Raw genomic sequence first — 18,453 nt, 5'->3', positions numbered from 1 at the left:
AACAATAAGAAAAGGCTGTTCCAGATGAACAGCCCCCTTCTTTATTTACTTGAAATCTCTTTATTATTTTGAACGTCTAACGGAGCTCGCTTCCCTATTCCGAAAGCATAGAAACTAATTGTAACGATAGCTAAGAAAATAATACCTACAACTAGTGAAATACGAGTATCATTGTTAAACCACATTCCGATTAATACCATAATTAAAAAGGCAATCGTTAAATAGTTTGTAACAGGAGCAAACGGCATTTTGAACGGATGATCTTTCATCTCTGCTCCCTTTTCTTTCCTAAAACGAATTTGACTAATTAAAATGACGAACCATGGTACCATACCAGGAAGTACACTTGCGCTGTATACATATACGAATAAATTTTTCGGCGCGATATAACTTAATACAACACCAACCGCCAAACCAATAATTACACCAACTGTACCGAATAAAGGTACACCATTTCCAGAAAGTTTCGTGAAGTATTTCGGTGCTTGTCCATTTACCCCTAACGTATAAAGCATACGTCCAGCACTATAAATACCACTATTACAACCAGACATTGCCGCTGTAATTACAACGAAGTTAATAAGTCCAGCTGCTGCCGTAATACCAACTTTCGCAAAAGTTGCTACGAACGGACTACCAATTGTACTTAATTGATCCCACGGATACACAGTTACAATAACGAAAATAGCACCGATGTAGAAAATTAAAATACGCCAAATTGTACTTTGAATTGCTTTTGTAAGTGTCTTCTTCGGATTTTTCGCTTCACCAGCAGTAATCCCGATTAATTCCACACCTTGATATGCTCCAACTACAAGTGATAATGCAAAGAAGAATCCTGAAAAACCACCTGTAAAGAAACCGCCATTTGACCAAAGATTAGATATGCCAATCGCTTCTCCGCCGTTACCAATCCCGAAGAAAATAAGGCCAAATCCCGCAATAATCATTAACAGAATCGTAACGATTTTAATCATCGCAAACCAAAATTCGAATTCACCAAATGACTTAACTGAAATTAAGTTGGCTGCACCAAGAATAACCATTGCAATTATACCTGGTATCCAAGCTGGTAAATCTGGGAACCAATATTGCATATACGCTCCAACCGCGATAATTTCTGACATCCCAACGATAACCCACTGGAACCAGTTACTCCACGCTGTCATATAACCAGCTAGTGGATGAATATACTTATGACCGAATGTCGCAAATGAGCCTGTACTTGGCTCCATATACAACATTTCTCCCATGGCACGCATGATGAAGAAGATGAAAATACCTGCAATTGCATAAGCAAGCATTACTGACGGACCTGTCCATTTAATCGTGCTGGCTGAACCCATAAACAAACCAACACCAATTGTTCCGCCTAAAGCAATCATTTGAATATGACGTGCTTCTAAACCTCTTTTCAATTCTTTGTTTGCCACTTCACTTCCCCCTCTTAGATGATTCATAGTCGTCGCATTTTAAAACAAGATGCTTTCCCCTAATTCCCTTTGGCCCTGAAAATGATGAAGCAAACGTCATTTTACACTAGCTTTAAAGCTATCCTAAAATCGTTTTGCGCTCCTAATAAAATTCTCAAAACCTTTCATCTTCCAATATTCTATAAATCTTAAAATTACTTACCTTATATTAATTCATTAATCTGAAAAATTCAATTATTTTTTCAATAAATTATTATACATAAGTCTGATTAATTTTTAACTAAATTAACAATAAAATACATCTATTCAATATGATTCCGGCATGTATATTATTACAATATAAATAACCGAGGAGAACATTTTTTCCTTAGTTTCATATCTTAAATACTTCAGCCTTTATTGTTAATAACGTAATTTCCCACACATTCAATTTATATACCAATGAGAAATTTAATATATTAATAAACTACTAACTTCTTTACCCCAGCCAAATTTTGAGGCAGAAACCTTTCTGCCTCAAAACAACGGAATAAAATATAAAAGAATCTCATTAAAAAATGAGACTCTTTTATGATTTCATATTTAAATTGATTTCGAAGTTTGCTTACCAAAGATAAACACCCTAGTAAACACTGCCATTATAACTACAATAACCAGAAAATAAAGTGGCATCACCATTAATGAGCCTGTATGCAGCTGACTCATTCCCCAAATTGTCATCGTTACAATTGCATAGTACCCTAAGCTAAACAATGCACCTGCTGTACCAATGACATCTTGAAAATCTACTAACGCTAAACTTAAACAGTTAGGTAACGCTATGCCAATTCCTAATAGCAATATAAACATCGCTATTAAAAATACAACCGTATATATTACATTCGGATTTGATCCAACAAACGTAATAACAGATAAAAGGATAGCTCCCCCTGTCATTACAAGACAACCGATATATATAATTTTCTCTGGTTTATAAGTAGCAAGTAAACGCTTTGAAACTTTCGCTCCAACAATAGAAGCAGACGCAACAACAATTCCTAAAAACCCATACGTACTAGGTAATAACTGAAAGTATTCAATAAAGATAAACGGTGCTTCTGCATAATAGCTAAATAAAACACCATTTGCTCCTCCAATTAACAGCCCATATGTTATCACTTTCGGATTTGTAATTAACCTCTTCAAGACTGAAAATACATTTATTTTATTCGTTACTGAGCCCGTTTTTGTTTCAGGAAGAGAAACAAACGTATACAGAAAAATACCGATACTCATAACTACTAAACTTAAAAATACTATTTTAAATCCAAACATTTGATCAAGAAAGCCACCAATTAACGGTCCTATCGCTGGTGTAAAAGCAATGACTGCCGAGATTTGAGCAAACATAACATGCCTCTTATGCCCTTCTACACTTTCACGAAGAATCGTTTGCGTCACAACTGATCCTGCACTTGCTCCAAACGCTTGAATAAAACGACTTACCAATAAAACTTCAATGGAATTTGCAATAAAGCATAAGAAACTCCCAGCGCCATATACGACAATTCCAAATAACATTGCCCGGCGACGGCCAATTATATCTGATAGCCATCCAATAAAAAATACACCTAAAGCAAATCCAGCAAAATACACACTAAGCGTTAACTGCACCTCATTATTACTTACATGTAACGCCTTTGAAATGTCCGGTAAAGACGGTGTGTAAATCGTTTCACTAATTTGCGGAAATGCGACAAGAATAATCATTAACAAAAGTGATGGTACTGAGACTTTTTTCATTTTTCATACCCTCCTATAACTTTGAAAATCTCAGAAATAAAAAGACTTTCCTTAGCTACGGAACAGGAGGGGCCATTATAGAAATCCGGTCATAAAACAACAAAGAAAACACCTCAATTACGTATGTTAATACTTATAGGAGGGTAATATTAACATCGATTTTTAAATATACTTTTTCAATTATATTACATATTACTTTTATTTTTCTAGTATTAACGTTCAAATGTTCTTTTTATATTAGTGAACAACTAATACACGCCATAGAAGATAACTACTTGATATAACCACCTTATTACGGAATAATTAGAAATAGTTTGAATCTATAAACCTAATTATAAAATGATATACTCATATATTCCTAATGTCATAAAGCTGAACAAGTAGGAGGACTTTCGTAATGATTGAAATTTTAAGGACAGTAGTAAACTTTCTAATTTCTCTATTCTCAGGAGAATTACCATTTGTATATTATGTATGGATTATTACCCTATTCCTAATTCAAATAACCCAATCTACTCTAAACTATAAACTCTTTAACAAGAAAGACAATTTCAGCACTTATATATTGGAAGGATTACTTGCTTTTATTATTTTATTGTTTGGAGGAATATTAGTATCTAAGTTACTTGCTTACATAATAGACGATCCTACTATTAATATGACGAATTTAACACATTATTTTGTTTCTCTTATCATATTAACTATATTTGTCGTAATAACCTGTGTTAAAGACTTTATAGAGACATCTATAAAGAATAAAAATATATCTCTTTTTAGCTTTTTAGTAATTTCCTTCATAACAAGTATACTTTCATTCAAGTTTTTATCACCTTTAATTGAAGGTTCTTTTTCTCTTTCTAAATCTTTTATCACCACTTTAATCATTCTTGTAACTATATCAATCCCTCTATTAATTTCCTTAGAGGATAAGTATGCAGACGAAAAGGAAACGGAAAATTTATAGTTTCTCATTTACATAAAAGAAAGAGGGAGCTCCCCTCTTTCTTTTAAATCATCCCTTTTAATATCAATCCTAAAACTGACATTATTATCGCGCTAATAATAATTCGCAAAATCCAAGTAGTGTTTGTACTTATTTTTTCTAATTGCTTATTGATTGTTGCTATGTCTTTCTCATTAATAGTGGTACGCGTTTCTAAATTTCGAATGTCTCTCATAATTTCTTTTTGCTCCGCCTTGAGACTGTCAATTTTAGCGTAAACATCTTCCATATATTCACACCCTCTGTTCATCTTTATAGAAAAATCTATATATATTATGAGACAACCCTCTTACCTGTGAATACATTCCGTATATCAGCGTACCAAATTATTTGTACAATCTAATTGAATCACTCACATGTTTCCATTCTTCTATTTATGAATTAGCGTTAAGATACATTAAAATTAGAAAAGGAATCCCCTGTTTATTTAACAACAAACAAGGTGCAATCCAACATTCGGGAGCACCTACGATAATTTCTATTGTTTTCATATTTACAACTTAATATAATCAGTATGATTTTCTGAAGAATCCACTTTTTGAACTGCTTAAAATATACTAATATGAATACGAAATAGCTGTATTGATAAACTCTCTAGAACAATAAATATACTGGCTGAAACGGATCTATATCCAATATTTTTTCCAGTAACATGAATGGTTATTTCTGATAAATGCGTTTGTACATCATTGTTTTCAAAAATTTCATTCTCAACCTTTACAATATCTGCTTCACAATCTACTTCTTTAAAAGTTTTCAATAATTTTGTTTCCAATAAACTACAATCAAAGCTCTCATCTTTTATTACGGCAAATTTAACCTTCATATCGATTTCCCCATTTTTAACAAACTAAAATCATTAAATCAATATAAATATATATTATTCTATTAAATAATTCAAAATATACGCTTCTTACATACATTATTAACAATCAGTTCTAAAGAATTAAATACAAAAAGAAATTAAATAGTAGGCGTTCACTAATCTTTAGTATAATTCGTCTCTTAATTATTTTGCTCATTGCGCTTTTTTTATGTTCCTCCCTATTTCAACTGAACTTTGTGTAATAATGCATATCCCAAATACCTTATTTCCTTTCACTCATACTTTTATCATTGAGTTTTTATTCACAAATTCGTAACACATATATATGAGTTATCATGCTAAAATTAGTTTATTCACAAGAAGAAGTTATTCTTAATAAATCAATAATTTTTAATACCCTGTTTAAAGCCTTGCCCCCCTGCAAGGCTTTCTCCTATTTAACTAGCGTAGTAGTTATCTCTCCCCTTTGTTCCTTACCCTACAAATAATACTGAATATTTATTTTAATTTTTCAGCATCCACACTCACTCTGTTCGAAGGCTCTTTACCAAATATTCAATCTAATGATAAAATTGACCAAATTAATAATTTCATGCATCACTGTATCAATAAGTACAATAAAGTGAAACTTTAATCAATCGTGCTTTTACAGGTAGCCTGCCCCCACCTAACGTCTTTGCTTCCGCTGAATTTTGAGGTGCGGGTCTTACTGCCCGGCAAATAGCGGGATAAAGACACAAATAGTACTCTCACGATTAAGTAAACGCGAGCTTTTTCTTCTATAAACTTACTATTTAAGGTTAATAGTTTAGTAACAAGATTTAAAAATTCGACTTAAATTCATTGATGAATGGAGAGGTTTATATGAAATTAAAAGACAAAGTAGCAATCATAACTGGTGGTGCAAGTGGAATTGGCAAATCTACTGTTCGTCTTTTTATCGAAGAAGGTGCAAAAGTAGTTATTGCTGACTTTTCTGAACGTGGAAAAGAACTATCAGATGAATTGAATGCACATGGATATACTACGTTATTTATTAAAACTGATGTAACAAAAGAGGCAGATATTAAACAGCTAATTCATGAGACAGTAAGTACATACGGTAAATTAGATATTATGTATGCCAATGCCGGCGTTGCTGATGATGCACCGGCAAACGAATTATCCTATGAAAAATGGAAAAGAACTATTGATATTAATTTGTCTGGGGTATTCCTTTCTGATAAATATTCGATTGAACAATTTCTTAAACAAGGTACAGGTGGTGTCATCGTTAACGCTGGTTCGATTCATAGTTTTGTTTCATTACCTACCCCAACAGCATACTCCTCTGCAAAAGGTGGTGTGAAACTATTAACTCAAAATTTATGTACTGCCTACGCTAAATATGGAATACGTATTAATGCGGTGTGCCCTGGTTATATTGACACCCCTTTACTAGGTAGTGTTAATCCTCAACAGAAAGAATATTTAGCTTCACTTCATCCGCAAGGCAGACTTGGAACACCAGAAGAAGTCGCTAAAGCTGTCTTATTTTTAGCAAGTGATGATGCTAGTTTTGTTAACGGTACAACACTTCTTGTTGATGGAGGCTATACTGCACGTTAATTTAAAAATTTTGAAGCACCCTAAAAAATATATAGTCTTCAACAAGAAAAAGCGCCATCACAAGTGACGGCGCTTTTTCTATGTAAGAGCAACTAGAAGGTATCCTTCTAGCCTACTCCCATTTATAAGTCCAAAACTGTTCAAGTTGCAGCCATTTTAATGTTGCTGCATCTTTGTTTTTTATTTTTGCATGCGTATCTTCCAGCATTGCTTCTGTTTGTGAACGGTGCGCACCTAATGCAGTTAATTTATGATCAAATACTTCACTAATGTTATTTACAACATCCGGTTCTCCTAATACTGCTTCACGATTTTTCGTAATCGCAACAGCATGGATAACTGGGCGCTCTTCTTTTGGCATACGTGATACAGCGCGAACGACAGCGCGGCCAAATGCATTATGATCTGGATGTACACCGTGCTCTGGATAAAATGTAATAATTCGAGATGGATTTACTTCTTGAATGATTGCTTCAATTTTGTCAGCAACGAAATCAACATCTTCAAATTCTAACGTTTTATCATGGAAGCCAAGCATTCTTAAATCTTTAATGCCCATCGCTTCACAAGCATCTTTCAATTCTTTCTCACGGATATTTGGAATCGTTTCACGGTTAGCGAATACGTTCTTACCCATGTTACGTCCCATTTGTCCTAGAGTACCACATGCATATGTTACAGGTACTCCTTGATCTGTTAATAAGCGAATTGTTCCTCCCGCAGCATATGCTTCATCATCTGGATGCGGAAATACAACAAGTACATGTCTCTCCATAAGTTTCCCTCCTTCTTACTTAAATGGTGTTAAGCTTAACTCAAGTGCAACTGCTAGACGACCTAAATTATCATGTCCAGCTAGTAATAAACGCTCTTGACCATCTACTTCCCAGTGCGTAATACCTTCAGCATATACCCAACCGTGATCCATTTTTAGACCAACTCGGTATGGATTTGTTCCAGTTATCTTCCCGCGTTCAAAACGGATAATTGCATTTCGAATGAAAGCACCAACTGTCATCATCTTTTCATTTATGTGTGATGCATACGCTCCGTTTGTCGTTTCTAAATGAATATATACATCTTTATTTACAAAACGTTCAATTTCATTTTGAATAAGAGAACTATCTTTTACTATTTCCATCGGAATTCACCTCTTTAAACCATTTTACGCAAAAATAATGTAAATTGCTATCTCTATATTAGAGGACAACGCTCACTTTTCCTAATAATTTGCACTGTGTTTTTTATATTTTTTATATGATATGTAAAAAATACATTTTTTCCTTCACTTTGTTAAATAGTTTTCTTTCTTTTTTGAATTTGCTACAATATATTTTATCCCGCATTATTGCAGCGAGATACATTTCGACAATTGAATACATAATTTAAAGAAGGTGACATGGTTGGAACAATCAGCACATGAAGTAGCAAATTGGCAATATTATTTTGCAATTGCCGTATTTTTAATCACGTACGGATTTATTATTTCTGAGAAATTGAATCGTGCTGTAATCGCACTATTCGGTGCTGCTATTATGATTATTTTTGGAGTTGTAGATTTACATACTGCTTTCACATCACATATTCAATGGGAAACGATTACCCTTTTAATTGGGATGATGATTCTCGTACATATTACGAGTCAATCAGGCGTCTTTGAATTTGTGGCCATTAAAGCGGCAAAAGCAGCTGGCGGAAAACCGATTCGCATTTTATTATTACTATCCCTATTAACTGCTGTCGGATCAGCATTTTTGGACAATGTAACGACTGTTTTATTAATCGTTCCTGTTACATTATCCATTACACGTATTTTAAAAGTAAATCCTGTGCCTTATTTGATTTCAGAAGTGCTGTTTTCAAATATAGGCGGAACAGCAACATTAATCGGTGATCCACCTAATATTATGATTGGATCAGCAAACAAGCATTTAGACTTTAACGCCTTTTTACTTAACTTAGCTCCAATCGTAATTATTATTTCTATCGTGACACTTGGCATTATTTACTTCATGTATCGTAACAAACTAAAAACAACACCTGAACAAATCGAAAAACTAATGGCATTAAACGAAAAAGATTACATTAAAGATCAAAGCCTCCTTTTAAAATCTATTTCGATTTTAGGACTAACTATTTTAGGCTTCGTACTTCATTCGATTATTCATGTAGACGCTGCTGTTATCGCGATGACAGGCGCTACACTTCTTATGTTAATCGGCGTGAAAGAACATGATATTGAAGATGTATTTGCCCACGTTGAATGGGTAACCATTTTCTTCTTCGCCGGACTATTTGTTCTCGTTGGCGGGTTAATTGATATCGGACTTATCTCTTCACTTGCAAAAGAAGTAATCGGCGTAACAAACGGTGACATCGGATTCGCAGCTATACTTATTTTATGGGTATCTGGCATCGCATCTGCGACAATCGACAACATCCCATTTGTCGCTACGATGATTCCTCTTATTCAAGACTTAGCTACAGGACTCGGACTATCTGTCGATTCTCCGCAAATCGAAGTACTATGGTGGGCGTTATCTCTTGGAGCTTGCTTAGGAGGAAATGGAACGCTAATCGGAGCATCTGCAAACGTAGTCGTTGCTGGTATTGCAAAACGTGAAGGACATGCTTTCTCTTATATGGACTTCTTAAAAATTGGTTTACCATTAACCATTGTTGCACTCTTGTTATCACATGGTTATATATATTTACGTTATTTAATGTAAAAGTTGTATTGCATGAAATTATATCGTCAAATACAAAAGGTTTGCAGCATCGTGCTGCAAACCTTTTTTCATCACCAAAATATACCGATAATTGCTAACCCACCTAAAATCATACCACCAATTTGTCCGACAATTGTTGGTGATAATTGAACACCTTTTCTCACTTCAACAACTGGTCTTTCGTGCCTTAGTTGCTGCACTTCGCTTTGCAGTTGATGTACACTTCCGTGTAACTCTTTAATTAGTTCCTTTAATTCAGCGACCTCTTCATTTACTGGTTTTGCTTTTTCTAAATTCATTTTACATAACTCCTTATAAATTCAATCAGTTCACTGTAAATTTTCGCCAATTATCATTATATCTCCTGCATACTACATATATAATATTGAATGTATTCGCTAATCTTGCAACCCTATCCATTCATCCCGCAATATCCCCATAATGATACGATCAAAACACTTCCCATCTCTTTGAACCGCTTCTCTCATACACCCTTCCATCTGAAAACCTATCTTTTTATACAACGCAATGGCTGCTTTATTATAAGAAATCACATCCAGACCGACGCGGTGTAAATTCAATTCATAGAAAGCATATTTTAAGATAAGATGGATTGCTTCTCTTCCATATCCCTTTCCTCTATCATTTGCATCTCCTATACCAATGGCTAATAAACCCGTTCTGTTATTCCACTCTATGCCATGAATTGCAACAAAACCAATTAAGCAATCATCTTGAACTGTCCTTAACATAAAAGAAACACTATTCGATCTCCGTCCCTTTAATAGCCCATCACTTGCTATTTCTTGTATCGATTGCGGGAATGCTACATCTGTATCTACATTCCTTAAATACTCACTATCTTCTTGCCACATAGCCATTACTTCAGCATCTGCTTCTCTCATAACTGATAATTTAACCGTTTTATTTTGAAAAAGATTCATTGTCATTTCAAACTCCCCTTTATTAAATAATGGGGATAATTATTCTAGCCTATTTATCCCCTATTTCCATAAACTGCTTTATAAACGGGATACTTACAATAAGTGCTGACATCGGCACATCTCCTCTGCATTAAATTAAATTTATTGTATAATTTTTTATTTATTCTAACAATAAAAAAGACCCTCAAAATTCAGAGGATCTTCCTAACATCGAATCTATATTATTTCGTAAACATTTTCTCCGCTTCATCCATTGCCATTTTGTTACCTAAAGCAGAATAGTCAAGCCATGGTTGGTCATTAATAATGTATACGTGCTTACCTTTAACAGCTTTTAAGTCTTTCCAAATTGGTGTTTCTTGAAGTTGTTTAAATGCAGCTTTCGCTTTATCATCTCTGTTAACGACAACGAAAATAGCATCTGCATCAAAGTCAGGTAATACTTCTTGTGAAATGACTTCGAAAGGACGGTTTCCATCAATTTTCTCTACACCATTTGCAGGTTGTAATCCTAAGTCTTGGAATAAAATTGGTCCCATCGGTCTTTTCGTACTAAATACTCGTAATTCTTTTGCAGTAACGCGAATTGCCATTACTTTTTCGTTATTACCTAATTCTTTATCTATTAAACTTTTTACTCGTTTTGATTGCTCTTCGTAATCTTGAATATATTTATCCGCTTCTTTCTCACGGTTTACAAGTTTACCAACTTGTTTTAACTGATCTCTCCACGTGCCTTCATCTAAGTTGAAAGAATGTGTTTTTGCAATTTTTTCGTATTTCGCTAAATCTTTGCCCGCGTATTTTTCATCCACATAAATGTCAGTTGGCTTCAATTGAAGTAACGCTTCCATATTCGGATCTGTTACAACACCAAGTTTCTTCGTATCTTTCAACTGCTCTTTTGCGTGTGGTAAGAAATCTTTTAAATCTCCGCCAATAACAGAACCTACTGGTGTAATTCCTAATGCAAGTAAATTATTTGTTAAATGAATGGACATAGAGGCGATTTTTGGATCATTACTTTTTTCCGTTTTTTTCGTTGCCTCTTCATTAGCTTTAGTTTGACCACATGCTGATAATACTAAAATACACATCATGCTAAATAAAATAGTAAGTTTCTTTTTCATATGTTCTCCTCTTTGAAGTATTTATTTTGTTTTTGTAAGTAAATAAAGAAAATACGGTGCTCCTAATGCCGCCACTACTACACCAGCTGGAATAGAGTTTGGCTCAAATATAGAACGACCTATCGTATCTGCTAGCACTAAAATAATCATTCCGATAATGCTAGCTAAAGGAAGAAAGTGTTGATATGTAGTACCTACTAACTTCCTTGCGATATGCGGAGCAACTAAACCGATAAAACCAATCCCTCCTGCCATCGATACACTTGCGCAAGATAATCCAACCGCTGTAGCTAAAAGTAATAACCGTTCTTTTTGAACAGAAACACCAAGTCCCGCCGCTACACTATCACCTAGTGACAATGCATTTAACGTTTTAGATTTTAGCCACGCATAAGGGGTTAGTATGAAAATCCAAGGTAATAATGCAAGGACATGAATCCAATCCCTTCCCCACACGTTACCAACTAGCCATCTAGAAGCGAATGTATACGTCTCATCATTTAACTTGAGAGAGAAAAATAACGAAATTGCACTAAAACCAGCTGAAACTGCAATACCAACGAGAATAAGTCTAATGGGAAGTAAACCATTTGACCGATCACTCGCAAGTAAAATAATAAGAAATGCAGCTAATACTCCTCCGCCAAATGTAAATAACGGTATTAAAATAGATGCACTTTCATTAATAGAATGAAAGAATGTAACGAATATAATTAGCCCGAAAGATGCACCTGAATGCAGTCCAAGAATACCAGGGTCTGCAAGTGCATTACGGGATAATCCTTGCAAAATCGCACCGGAAATCCCAAGGCCAATACCGGCTAACATTGTGATTATAATTCTTGGCATACGATAATCGTATAGCACGGTTGCACTTTCAAAATCACCATAACCGAAAAGCGTTTGAATTACTTTGAGCGGTGCAATGCTAAGTGTCCCTGTATTTAAGCTAAGTAAAATGACAGCGATACTAATACAACCAAAAATTGTAGTTACAGTAATGGCTCTTTTTTTATCTGTGTTAATAAGACCCTTCACTTATAGCTCCCTCCCAACTTTACGTGCTATATAGAGGAAGAACGGAACTCCAACAAGAGCTACCATAATTCCTATCGCAAGTTCTTTAGGAGGGTTTACTGTTCTTGCCCCTAAATCAGCTAAAACTAATAACATAGCTCCTAATAACGCTGACATAGGAATAATGAGTCTATAATTCACACCAACTAATTTTCTAGCAATGTGGGGGATAACTAGTCCTACAAATCCAATAGAACCAACAGCTGAAACAGAAACACCTGCTAGAATAACTACTATAATCATCCCTAGTATTCTCGTTCGGTTCGTTTTCACTCCTAAATTTGTAGCAACATCATCCCCCATTGATATGAGTGAAATAGATCTCCCTAACACTATTGCAAAAATAATCGTTATAAGAATAATAGGGACTAAAAATTTCAAGTGTTCCCACTTAACCCCTGCAACACCACCAGCATACCAAAACGCTAAATCTTGGCTTAAATCATAATAAATCGCAACACCTGAACTTAATGAATGTAAAAGCGCTGCCATAACAGCTCCAGCAATCGTTAACCTCATTGGTGTTAACCCACCTGATGTTGCTGATCCAATAACAAAAATAAGTACTGTACTTAAGACTGCTCCAATAAAGGAAACAATCATTAAATAGGAATACGGCATATGCGGAAAAAAAGCAAAACTAAGTGCTACTACAAACATCGCTCCTGCATTTATGCCAAGTACACCTGCATCAGCTAAAGGATTTCGTGTTACTCCTTGCATAACCGCTCCAGCGACCGCAAAAGCTGCCCCTACAACTGCTGCTCCAATTACTCTCGGGAGCCTTAATTCATAAATAATTTGGTGCTGCGTTAATTTCGGATTGTAATCCAAAACCGCAGTCCACACCGTTTGTAAATGAATATCCTTTGCACCAAATGAAATGGCTAAAAATATAGATCCAATTAAACATAAAATTATTAAGCTCATGAAACATATGAACTTAATATGTATCCAGCGGTTATTACCAGCATGTACAGTAGACTTATGTAACATGTTTCATTTCATCCTTTATATTCAGTTGTTTTTTATAATTATTTTTTATTTGTAATTATTATTGATAATAATTATCATTTTCATCTAGATATTATATCCCCACCTTTTTTAAATAGCAAACTATTTTTTTACTTTGCTACTTGTTTTCTCTCGCACATTTGTACAATTTTCATTACAAGGCGTTACATATAAAATGCCACTCGTTCTCTCCTTTTTCCTTATCGGATTTTTCATTTGGATTGCAGAGAACATCGCAACATTTTTCGGAGCATGGCAATATCCAAATCAACGGGAAGCATGGAGTCTCGTTCACTTAAGCAAAATTAGTTCATGGTTTTTACTCGTTGTTATTAGCATTATGATTGTCACGCAGCTCAAACATTTGAAGGAATCAAAAAGATAATGCTGATTATGTAAAAACAGTTCCCATCACTCATTAGAGAGTGATGAGCTAATTGTTTTTAGTAATATTTTTTAAACCGTCCTTATCAAGGGAGTTATAATTTACAAGAGTATAAGCAATTACACATTATGAACTGCTACTAGCAGAAGATGTTGCTACAGATGAAGCGGCAATCGTTGCCATCATGGCTGCCTGTTGTGCTTGTATGAGGACTTCTATCATTGTTTGTAAACCTGTGTTAGTAGCTTTACTTTCCTCACCTTTCTGACTTACGAACAGTTGAATAGCAATAAGAATATTTGTATCTGTATGCCAACGGAACAATTTATCCCCCTGCAATTTTTCAATAAATGCTCGAATAGAATGAATCTCTTTTTCTCCGTCCTCGAGTAACGCTAGTAGCCCGATAGCTGGGTAATGCATCTGTTTTACTTTTACCTTTTCTTGCTTTAACAAATTCCATATATTTGTGCATTTTGCAACTAATAGTTCTTCCCTGACATCCTTCTTTAATGAAAGAATATGACTCAAAAATTGAAGATCATTCCCTTTACGTAAACCAGCTGTCGCTAGTTTCTGATAAAGACGTTCCACTCGGTCCATAAGTGTTTCTACATTCTCTGATTGTCCTGCTAATAAAACCGCGAGCGGATAATCATTTGTACTTGTAAGAAAGAGGTGATCCTTTTTCATGCGTTTATATACTTGCATCGAACGCTGAATGTGCGCGCCATGCTGTTCATTTTCTTCTGTTAAAAGCACAGCTGCTGCGAGATAAGTAAATATACTCCGGCTAAAGCCACTAGTGACCAATTGTTCATATAAATCTAAAAACGTGCGAAAAGCTTCCTTGTAATCTGTAAAGTGAATATCTAATGTTGCGGCCACTACAAAACGATGATAAGACTTTAAGTATGAAAACATCCCTACCTCATTCTTAATATAACTACTAATTTCTAAAAAACGTCCGAGATCAAACAATTTATCACTACCTGCATACATAGCAGCAATCATCATTCCTGTTCGAGAATCACTCGTTTTCCATTTTAGTTCTCCCTTTAACTGTACATATGTATGTTTATATTGCTCCAACTTTTGTTCTAATGTAATCATAGTATTCACCCCTATTTCTAGTTCTTCTCTATTATTATACGTATATTCCATATTTAGGAATACTATAATTAATAATCACAACATAAAAAATTATAAAATTCTCTAATCCTTCAAGAAGTTATACAAAAAAGGTAGATAATAATTTATCTACCTTTTTTGTATATATTATTTAACATTACCCCTGTATTGCTTGTTATATGCAATTAAGAACTAAAGAACTTTAATAATACGTTCCATCGCCTTCATTTGCCCAATATGATCAGCTTCATGATAAAGCATCATACCGTAAAGCTCACCAACTGTTTCTAGTCCTAAGAACGGCTCTGGCAGTTTATTTTCAAATGCTTCTGCTGGAATTTCGTTAATACGTTTTGCTTGTTCTTTTAATTGAGCCATTAACACGTCTAATGATGGTCCTTCTGTTTTCCATTTAGACGGTCTTGATCCATACCCAAACATACCTGGATATTCAGTTGGTAATTGTTTAAATTCTTTTCCAAACATGAAAACTTCTGCTGCCGTTAATACATGACCGATATGCCAGCGAATTGTATTGTTAAAACCCTCTGGCTGTGTATCTACAGTTTTATCGTCTAACGTCTCCATAAATTTAAGCAATTCTCCACGCGTTATTTCAAATTGTTTTAAGCCAACTAGTCTATTCATTTGATCGTTCTCCTTCTTCATGTACCATTTATTATGAACTAAGAATGTTCAATTTATTAAAGTTTCACCTTGTTTAATCTATCAGAAACAAATAAGAAATACATCTAATATGCTTATTAAAAATAATAAAAAGGTTCACTCCTCGTAAATATAGAATTACTTACTATGTAAATAAAAGAGGAGTGTACTTGCATGTTACATATTTTAAAACAGCAATATAATCTTATTAGCTCTACAAGAGAAACTCTATTTTCATTTTTGGAAGAAATCCCAGTAGAAAAATTACATAGCACAGTTCCTAATTTCGGAAGCGGTAGCATTATAAAGACTCATATTCATGTAGCCGATTGCTATCGATACTGGCTTGGATCATTCGCATTCAAACAAAAACGAGCATGTTTTGAAATCCAATCAAAACATGCTCTTAAAATATTCTATCTTACAATCTCCATATCCCCATCAATACCAAATAGTCTCAGCATAATTATATGCATCACTATTCGGAATGGCATGTTTCCCCTGCGCTTGTGCCTTTCTTGGATCTAAATCATATACCATTGGCGTATAGCATGATGTTTGCCCTTTATTCACAACACCATTTCCTCCAGCACTCCCGCAAGTGTATGCCTTTCCATCTGTTTTTCTAACAATCCTTGCATCAGCTTCGTTATTATATACTGCTGCACGAGTTACAGTAACTTTTGCCCATGCTGTCTTACACGTTGTGCTAAATTTTAATTCTACATAAGAATTTGAATCAATCCACTTCTTTTCTTTCGTTACTGCGGATTGATCACAGCTATTATAATAAGGACTTTTCCCATCATATGAATGGTCTTCTGCATACGCTTTATCATTACCAGTCGTACTAAACATACTAGTTAAAACGAGCAAGGACAGACAAAAACATGCACTTAGCTTTTTTAAAAGTTTCAAAGCATTCCACTCCTTCTTAATAGCGTCCAGTTTTTCCATAACCGTTATTAAAAGTAACCGCTTCAGCATCTGCTGTGTATCCGAAATCAGCAGTTAAATCAAATACCATTCCTGTATACGTGCTCGTTTGACCTGTTTTTATTGTCCCGTTCCCCTGATTGGAAGTGACTGATTTTTGGAATACACCATTTTTGTATTTATTCACAACAGCGTACGCATACACTCCTCCCGCAACAGCTGGTGCTGGTTGATCTAAAACAAACTTAGCCCAAGCTGCATGACATTTATTGCTGTAACGTAAATACACTGTCCCTACTTTTTTACTCCCTTCGTACACAGCTGTAGACTTTGCATTAAATCCATCTGCATCACACGTTGTACTACCTCCGTATACTTTCGTTGTTGCTGGATTTTTCCCGTCATAGTAACTACTTAAATCAGTAGCAGCAAATGTACTTCCTTGGAAACTAAATAATAGCCCTACACTCGCTACACTTAATACACATACTTTCATTAACTTTTTAAACATTTTCAATTTCCTCCCTCAAAATAAGTACGTATAATAAAGACAATCTATCCCCTATGTACGCCCCTCCTTTCATGCTTCCTAGAGGCATCTTACAGAAACGACTAAACGTTGTAAATTTCCTTATGATTATTGGAATATACGAAGAAATTTACGTATCCGTCTAAGAAAAAAAGTTGAGAAATACACATGTTTTAGCATTCTTTATTTAAAACATAAAAGAACCGATACTTGTTACATGCAAGCATCGGTTCTTTATACAAAATTGCCATTTTTTCTTTTATATAAAATAAATATTTCTCCACTTAATCTGTTGTAAAAAACTCCCTAGTCACATCAATAAATTGCTGCAGTGGCGCTGTCATCCATTTATCTTTATGCCAAGCAATTTGTGTATAAATCGGTGAGATTTCATTTTCTAAATGTAACTCTTTTATCGTCCCCTCTCGTATATCTTTTTCTACTACTATTGCTGGTAACACAGCTATTCCTAAATCTGCAATAACACATTGTTTAATTGCTTCGACACTAACGAACTCAATTTTATTTGCTGGATACACACCTTCTGTACGAAATAGCTCTTCAAATAAAGTCCGGTACGAGCATCCTAGCTCTGTTAGCAACAACGTCTCACTTTCTAAATTTTTTGTAGAAATGGAAGCTTTCTCGAGTAAATGATGCCCTGAAGCAGCTACTATTTTTAATTCTTCTTTCATAAGCGGCTCCACATGTAAAGTATCTTCTGTTTTACATTCGTCCAAAATAAATACAAGATCGACTTTTCCCTCCATCAATTGTTCCTTCGCATCTTTATTGGAATGCGCTGGTTTAAATATAAGCTTGATTTGAGGAAATTGTGCTTTAAACCTCTTTAATATAGAAGGAAGTCTATATGTACATTGACTCTCTTGCGCACCGATTATTAACGTCCCTGCTATTTCCTCATCATCTTTCACAGCCATTTTCGCTTCGTTACTGAGTGCAATCATCTTGTCGGCATATAGTTGAAACTTCCTACCTGCTTCAGTTAAGAAAAGGCGTTTTCCTAATCTTTCAAATAACGGCGTACCTAGCTCAGCTTCTAACGTTTTAATTTGCGCTGTTACGCTCGATTGAGCAAAGTTTAATTTCTTCGCAGTTTGTGTAAAGTTCAAAGTGTCCGCGGCTATTTTAAATGTAATTAATTGTTTTATCTCCATTTATCATCCCTCTTTTCAATCGTAATTTCCGATTGATTTCATCGAAATAACCCTCTTTGCCTATCGATATTTGTATTGTATG

At 34.7% G+C, this 18,453-nt stretch carries 19 protein-coding genes and 2 pseudogenes; 5 read left to right on the top strand and 16 right to left on the bottom strand.

From position 1 onward, the window contains the following. Positions 1–41 precede the first annotated feature (41 nt). Positions 42–1,433, bottom strand: coding sequence for an amino acid permease (locus tag ACTFRH_RS11770; RefSeq protein WP_001284407.1), 1,392 nt, complete (start codon positions 1,431–1,433; stop codon positions 42–44). Between the two features lie 582 nt (positions 1,434–2,015). Next, on the bottom strand, positions 2,016–3,215 hold the full coding sequence (locus tag ACTFRH_RS11765) for a multidrug effflux MFS transporter (RefSeq protein WP_000757996.1): 1,200 nt from the start codon (positions 3,213–3,215) through the stop codon (positions 2,016–2,018). 397 nt (positions 3,216–3,612) lie between these two features. Between ACTFRH_RS11765 and ACTFRH_RS11760 the strand changes: the two genes are divergently transcribed. After that, positions 3,613–4,179 carry a DUF5823 family protein gene (locus ACTFRH_RS11760; RefSeq protein WP_000570039.1) on the top strand — a complete coding sequence of 189 codons (567 nt, stop codon included), beginning with the start codon at positions 3,613–3,615 and terminating at the stop codon, positions 4,177–4,179. Positions 4,180–4,222: 43 nt separating this feature from the next. Here ACTFRH_RS11760 and ACTFRH_RS11755 read toward each other — a convergent pair whose 3' ends face one another. Together ACTFRH_RS11755 and ACTFRH_RS11750 are read right to left on the bottom strand one after the other, a co-directional pair. After that, complete coding sequence (locus ACTFRH_RS11755; protein WP_000390462.1) at positions 4,223–4,447, bottom strand: hemolysin XhlA family protein; 225 nt, start codon at positions 4,445–4,447, stop codon at positions 4,223–4,225. A 318-nt stretch (positions 4,448–4,765) separates the two neighbouring features. Further along, on the bottom strand, positions 4,766–5,044 hold the full coding sequence (locus ACTFRH_RS11750; protein ID WP_000865020.1) for a hypothetical protein: 279 nt from the start codon (positions 5,042–5,044) through the stop codon (positions 4,766–4,768). Positions 5,045–5,908: 864 nt separating this feature from the next. Between ACTFRH_RS11750 and ACTFRH_RS11745 the strand changes: the two genes are divergently transcribed. Beyond that, positions 5,909–6,652, top strand: a complete 744-nt coding sequence (locus ACTFRH_RS11745) for an SDR family NAD(P)-dependent oxidoreductase (protein ID WP_000768028.1) — start codon at positions 5,909–5,911, stop codon at positions 6,650–6,652. A 112-nt stretch (positions 6,653–6,764) separates the two neighbouring features. Here ACTFRH_RS11745 and bshB2 read toward each other — a convergent pair whose 3' ends face one another. Together bshB2 and ACTFRH_RS11735 are read right to left on the bottom strand one after the other, a co-directional pair. Next, the gene (bshB2, locus tag ACTFRH_RS11740; protein ID WP_000439487.1) at positions 6,765–7,427 is read right to left on the bottom strand and encodes a bacillithiol biosynthesis deacetylase BshB2; all 663 of its coding nucleotides are present in this window, start codon (positions 7,425–7,427) and stop codon (positions 6,765–6,767) included. Positions 7,428–7,442: 15 nt separating this feature from the next. Beyond that, complete coding sequence (locus ACTFRH_RS11735; RefSeq protein WP_000407046.1) at positions 7,443–7,793, bottom strand: YojF family protein; 351 nt, start codon at positions 7,791–7,793, stop codon at positions 7,443–7,445. Positions 7,794–8,055: 262 nt separating this feature from the next. Between ACTFRH_RS11735 and ACTFRH_RS11730 the strand changes: the two genes are divergently transcribed. Further along, on the top strand, positions 8,056–9,381 hold the full coding sequence (locus ACTFRH_RS11730; protein ID WP_000437989.1) for an ArsB/NhaD family transporter: 1,326 nt from the start codon (positions 8,056–8,058) through the stop codon (positions 9,379–9,381). A gap of 71 nt (positions 9,382–9,452) precedes the next feature. Here ACTFRH_RS11730 and ACTFRH_RS11725 read toward each other — a convergent pair whose 3' ends face one another. The 5 genes from ACTFRH_RS11725 to ACTFRH_RS11705 all read right to left on the bottom strand — a co-directional run bounded on the left by ACTFRH_RS11725 (position 9,453) and on the right by ACTFRH_RS11705 (position 13,528). Beyond that, on the bottom strand, positions 9,453–9,680 hold the full coding sequence (locus ACTFRH_RS11725) for a hypothetical protein (RefSeq protein ID WP_001047304.1): 228 nt from the start codon (positions 9,678–9,680) through the stop codon (positions 9,453–9,455). Positions 9,681–9,779: 99 nt separating this feature from the next. Continuing rightward, positions 9,780–10,331 (bottom strand): GNAT family N-acetyltransferase, encoded by a 552-nt coding sequence (locus ACTFRH_RS11720; RefSeq protein WP_000178499.1) that lies wholly within the window; start codon positions 10,329–10,331, stop codon positions 9,780–9,782. A gap of 215 nt (positions 10,332–10,546) precedes the next feature. Further along, entirely contained in the window at positions 10,547–11,455 is a 909-nt protein-coding gene (locus ACTFRH_RS11715) for an iron-hydroxamate ABC transporter substrate-binding protein (protein WP_000728233.1), read from the bottom strand. Between the two features lie 21 nt (positions 11,456–11,476). Next, positions 11,477–12,493: a FecCD family ABC transporter permease gene (locus tag ACTFRH_RS11710; RefSeq protein ID WP_000677271.1), complete on the bottom strand. Its 1,017-nt coding sequence runs from the start codon at positions 12,491–12,493 to the stop codon at positions 11,477–11,479. Further along, a complete protein-coding gene (locus tag ACTFRH_RS11705) occupies positions 12,494–13,528 on the bottom strand; it encodes a FecCD family ABC transporter permease (protein ID WP_000902715.1) in 1,035 nt (344 codons plus the stop codon). Positions 13,529–13,661: 133 nt separating this feature from the next. Here ACTFRH_RS11705 and ACTFRH_RS11700 point away from each other — a divergent pair. Next, a pseudogene (locus tag ACTFRH_RS11700) lies at positions 13,662–13,931 on the top strand (DUF817 family protein); the annotation flags it as partial. A gap of 126 nt (positions 13,932–14,057) precedes the next feature. Here the strand turns inward: ACTFRH_RS11700 and ACTFRH_RS11695 are convergent. Continuing rightward, a complete protein-coding gene (locus tag ACTFRH_RS11695) occupies positions 14,058–15,095 on the bottom strand; it encodes a DUF4003 domain-containing protein (RefSeq protein ID WP_440048750.1) in 1,038 nt (345 codons plus the stop codon). Between the two features lie 159 nt (positions 15,096–15,254). After that, positions 15,255–15,731 carry a DinB family protein gene (locus tag ACTFRH_RS11690; protein ID WP_003302183.1) on the bottom strand — a complete coding sequence of 159 codons (477 nt, stop codon included), beginning with the start codon at positions 15,729–15,731 and terminating at the stop codon, positions 15,255–15,257. Positions 15,732–15,902: 171 nt separating this feature from the next. Here ACTFRH_RS11690 and ACTFRH_RS11685 point away from each other — a divergent pair. Further along, positions 15,903–16,124: pseudogene (locus ACTFRH_RS11685) on the top strand (DinB family protein); the annotation flags it as partial. Between the two features lie 45 nt (positions 16,125–16,169). Here ACTFRH_RS11685 and ACTFRH_RS11680 read toward each other — a convergent pair. The 3 genes from ACTFRH_RS11680 to ACTFRH_RS11670 all read right to left on the bottom strand — a co-directional run bounded on the left by ACTFRH_RS11680 (position 16,170) and on the right by ACTFRH_RS11670 (position 18,371). Next, positions 16,170–16,646 (bottom strand): DUF2690 domain-containing protein, encoded by a 477-nt coding sequence (locus ACTFRH_RS11680; RefSeq protein ID WP_000771041.1) that lies wholly within the window; start codon positions 16,644–16,646, stop codon positions 16,170–16,172. 16 nt (positions 16,647–16,662) lie between these two features. Beyond that, positions 16,663–17,175, bottom strand: a complete 513-nt coding sequence (locus tag ACTFRH_RS11675; protein ID WP_000473745.1) for a YjfA family protein — start codon at positions 17,173–17,175, stop codon at positions 16,663–16,665. A 302-nt stretch (positions 17,176–17,477) separates the two neighbouring features. Next, positions 17,478–18,371, bottom strand: coding sequence for a LysR family transcriptional regulator (locus ACTFRH_RS11670; RefSeq protein ID WP_000403850.1), 894 nt, complete (start codon positions 18,369–18,371; stop codon positions 17,478–17,480). Positions 18,372–18,453 lie beyond the last annotated feature (82 nt).

The sequence above is a fragment of the Bacillus cereus group sp. MYBK216-1 genome (genome assembly GCF_051916495.1).
GTDB classification, from domain to species: domain Bacteria; phylum Bacillota; class Bacilli; order Bacillales; family Bacillaceae_G; genus Bacillus_A; species Bacillus_A thuringiensis_K.
Note: the sequence above shows the minus strand (reverse complement) of the source record. Positions and strands in the feature narration are given on the sequence as shown.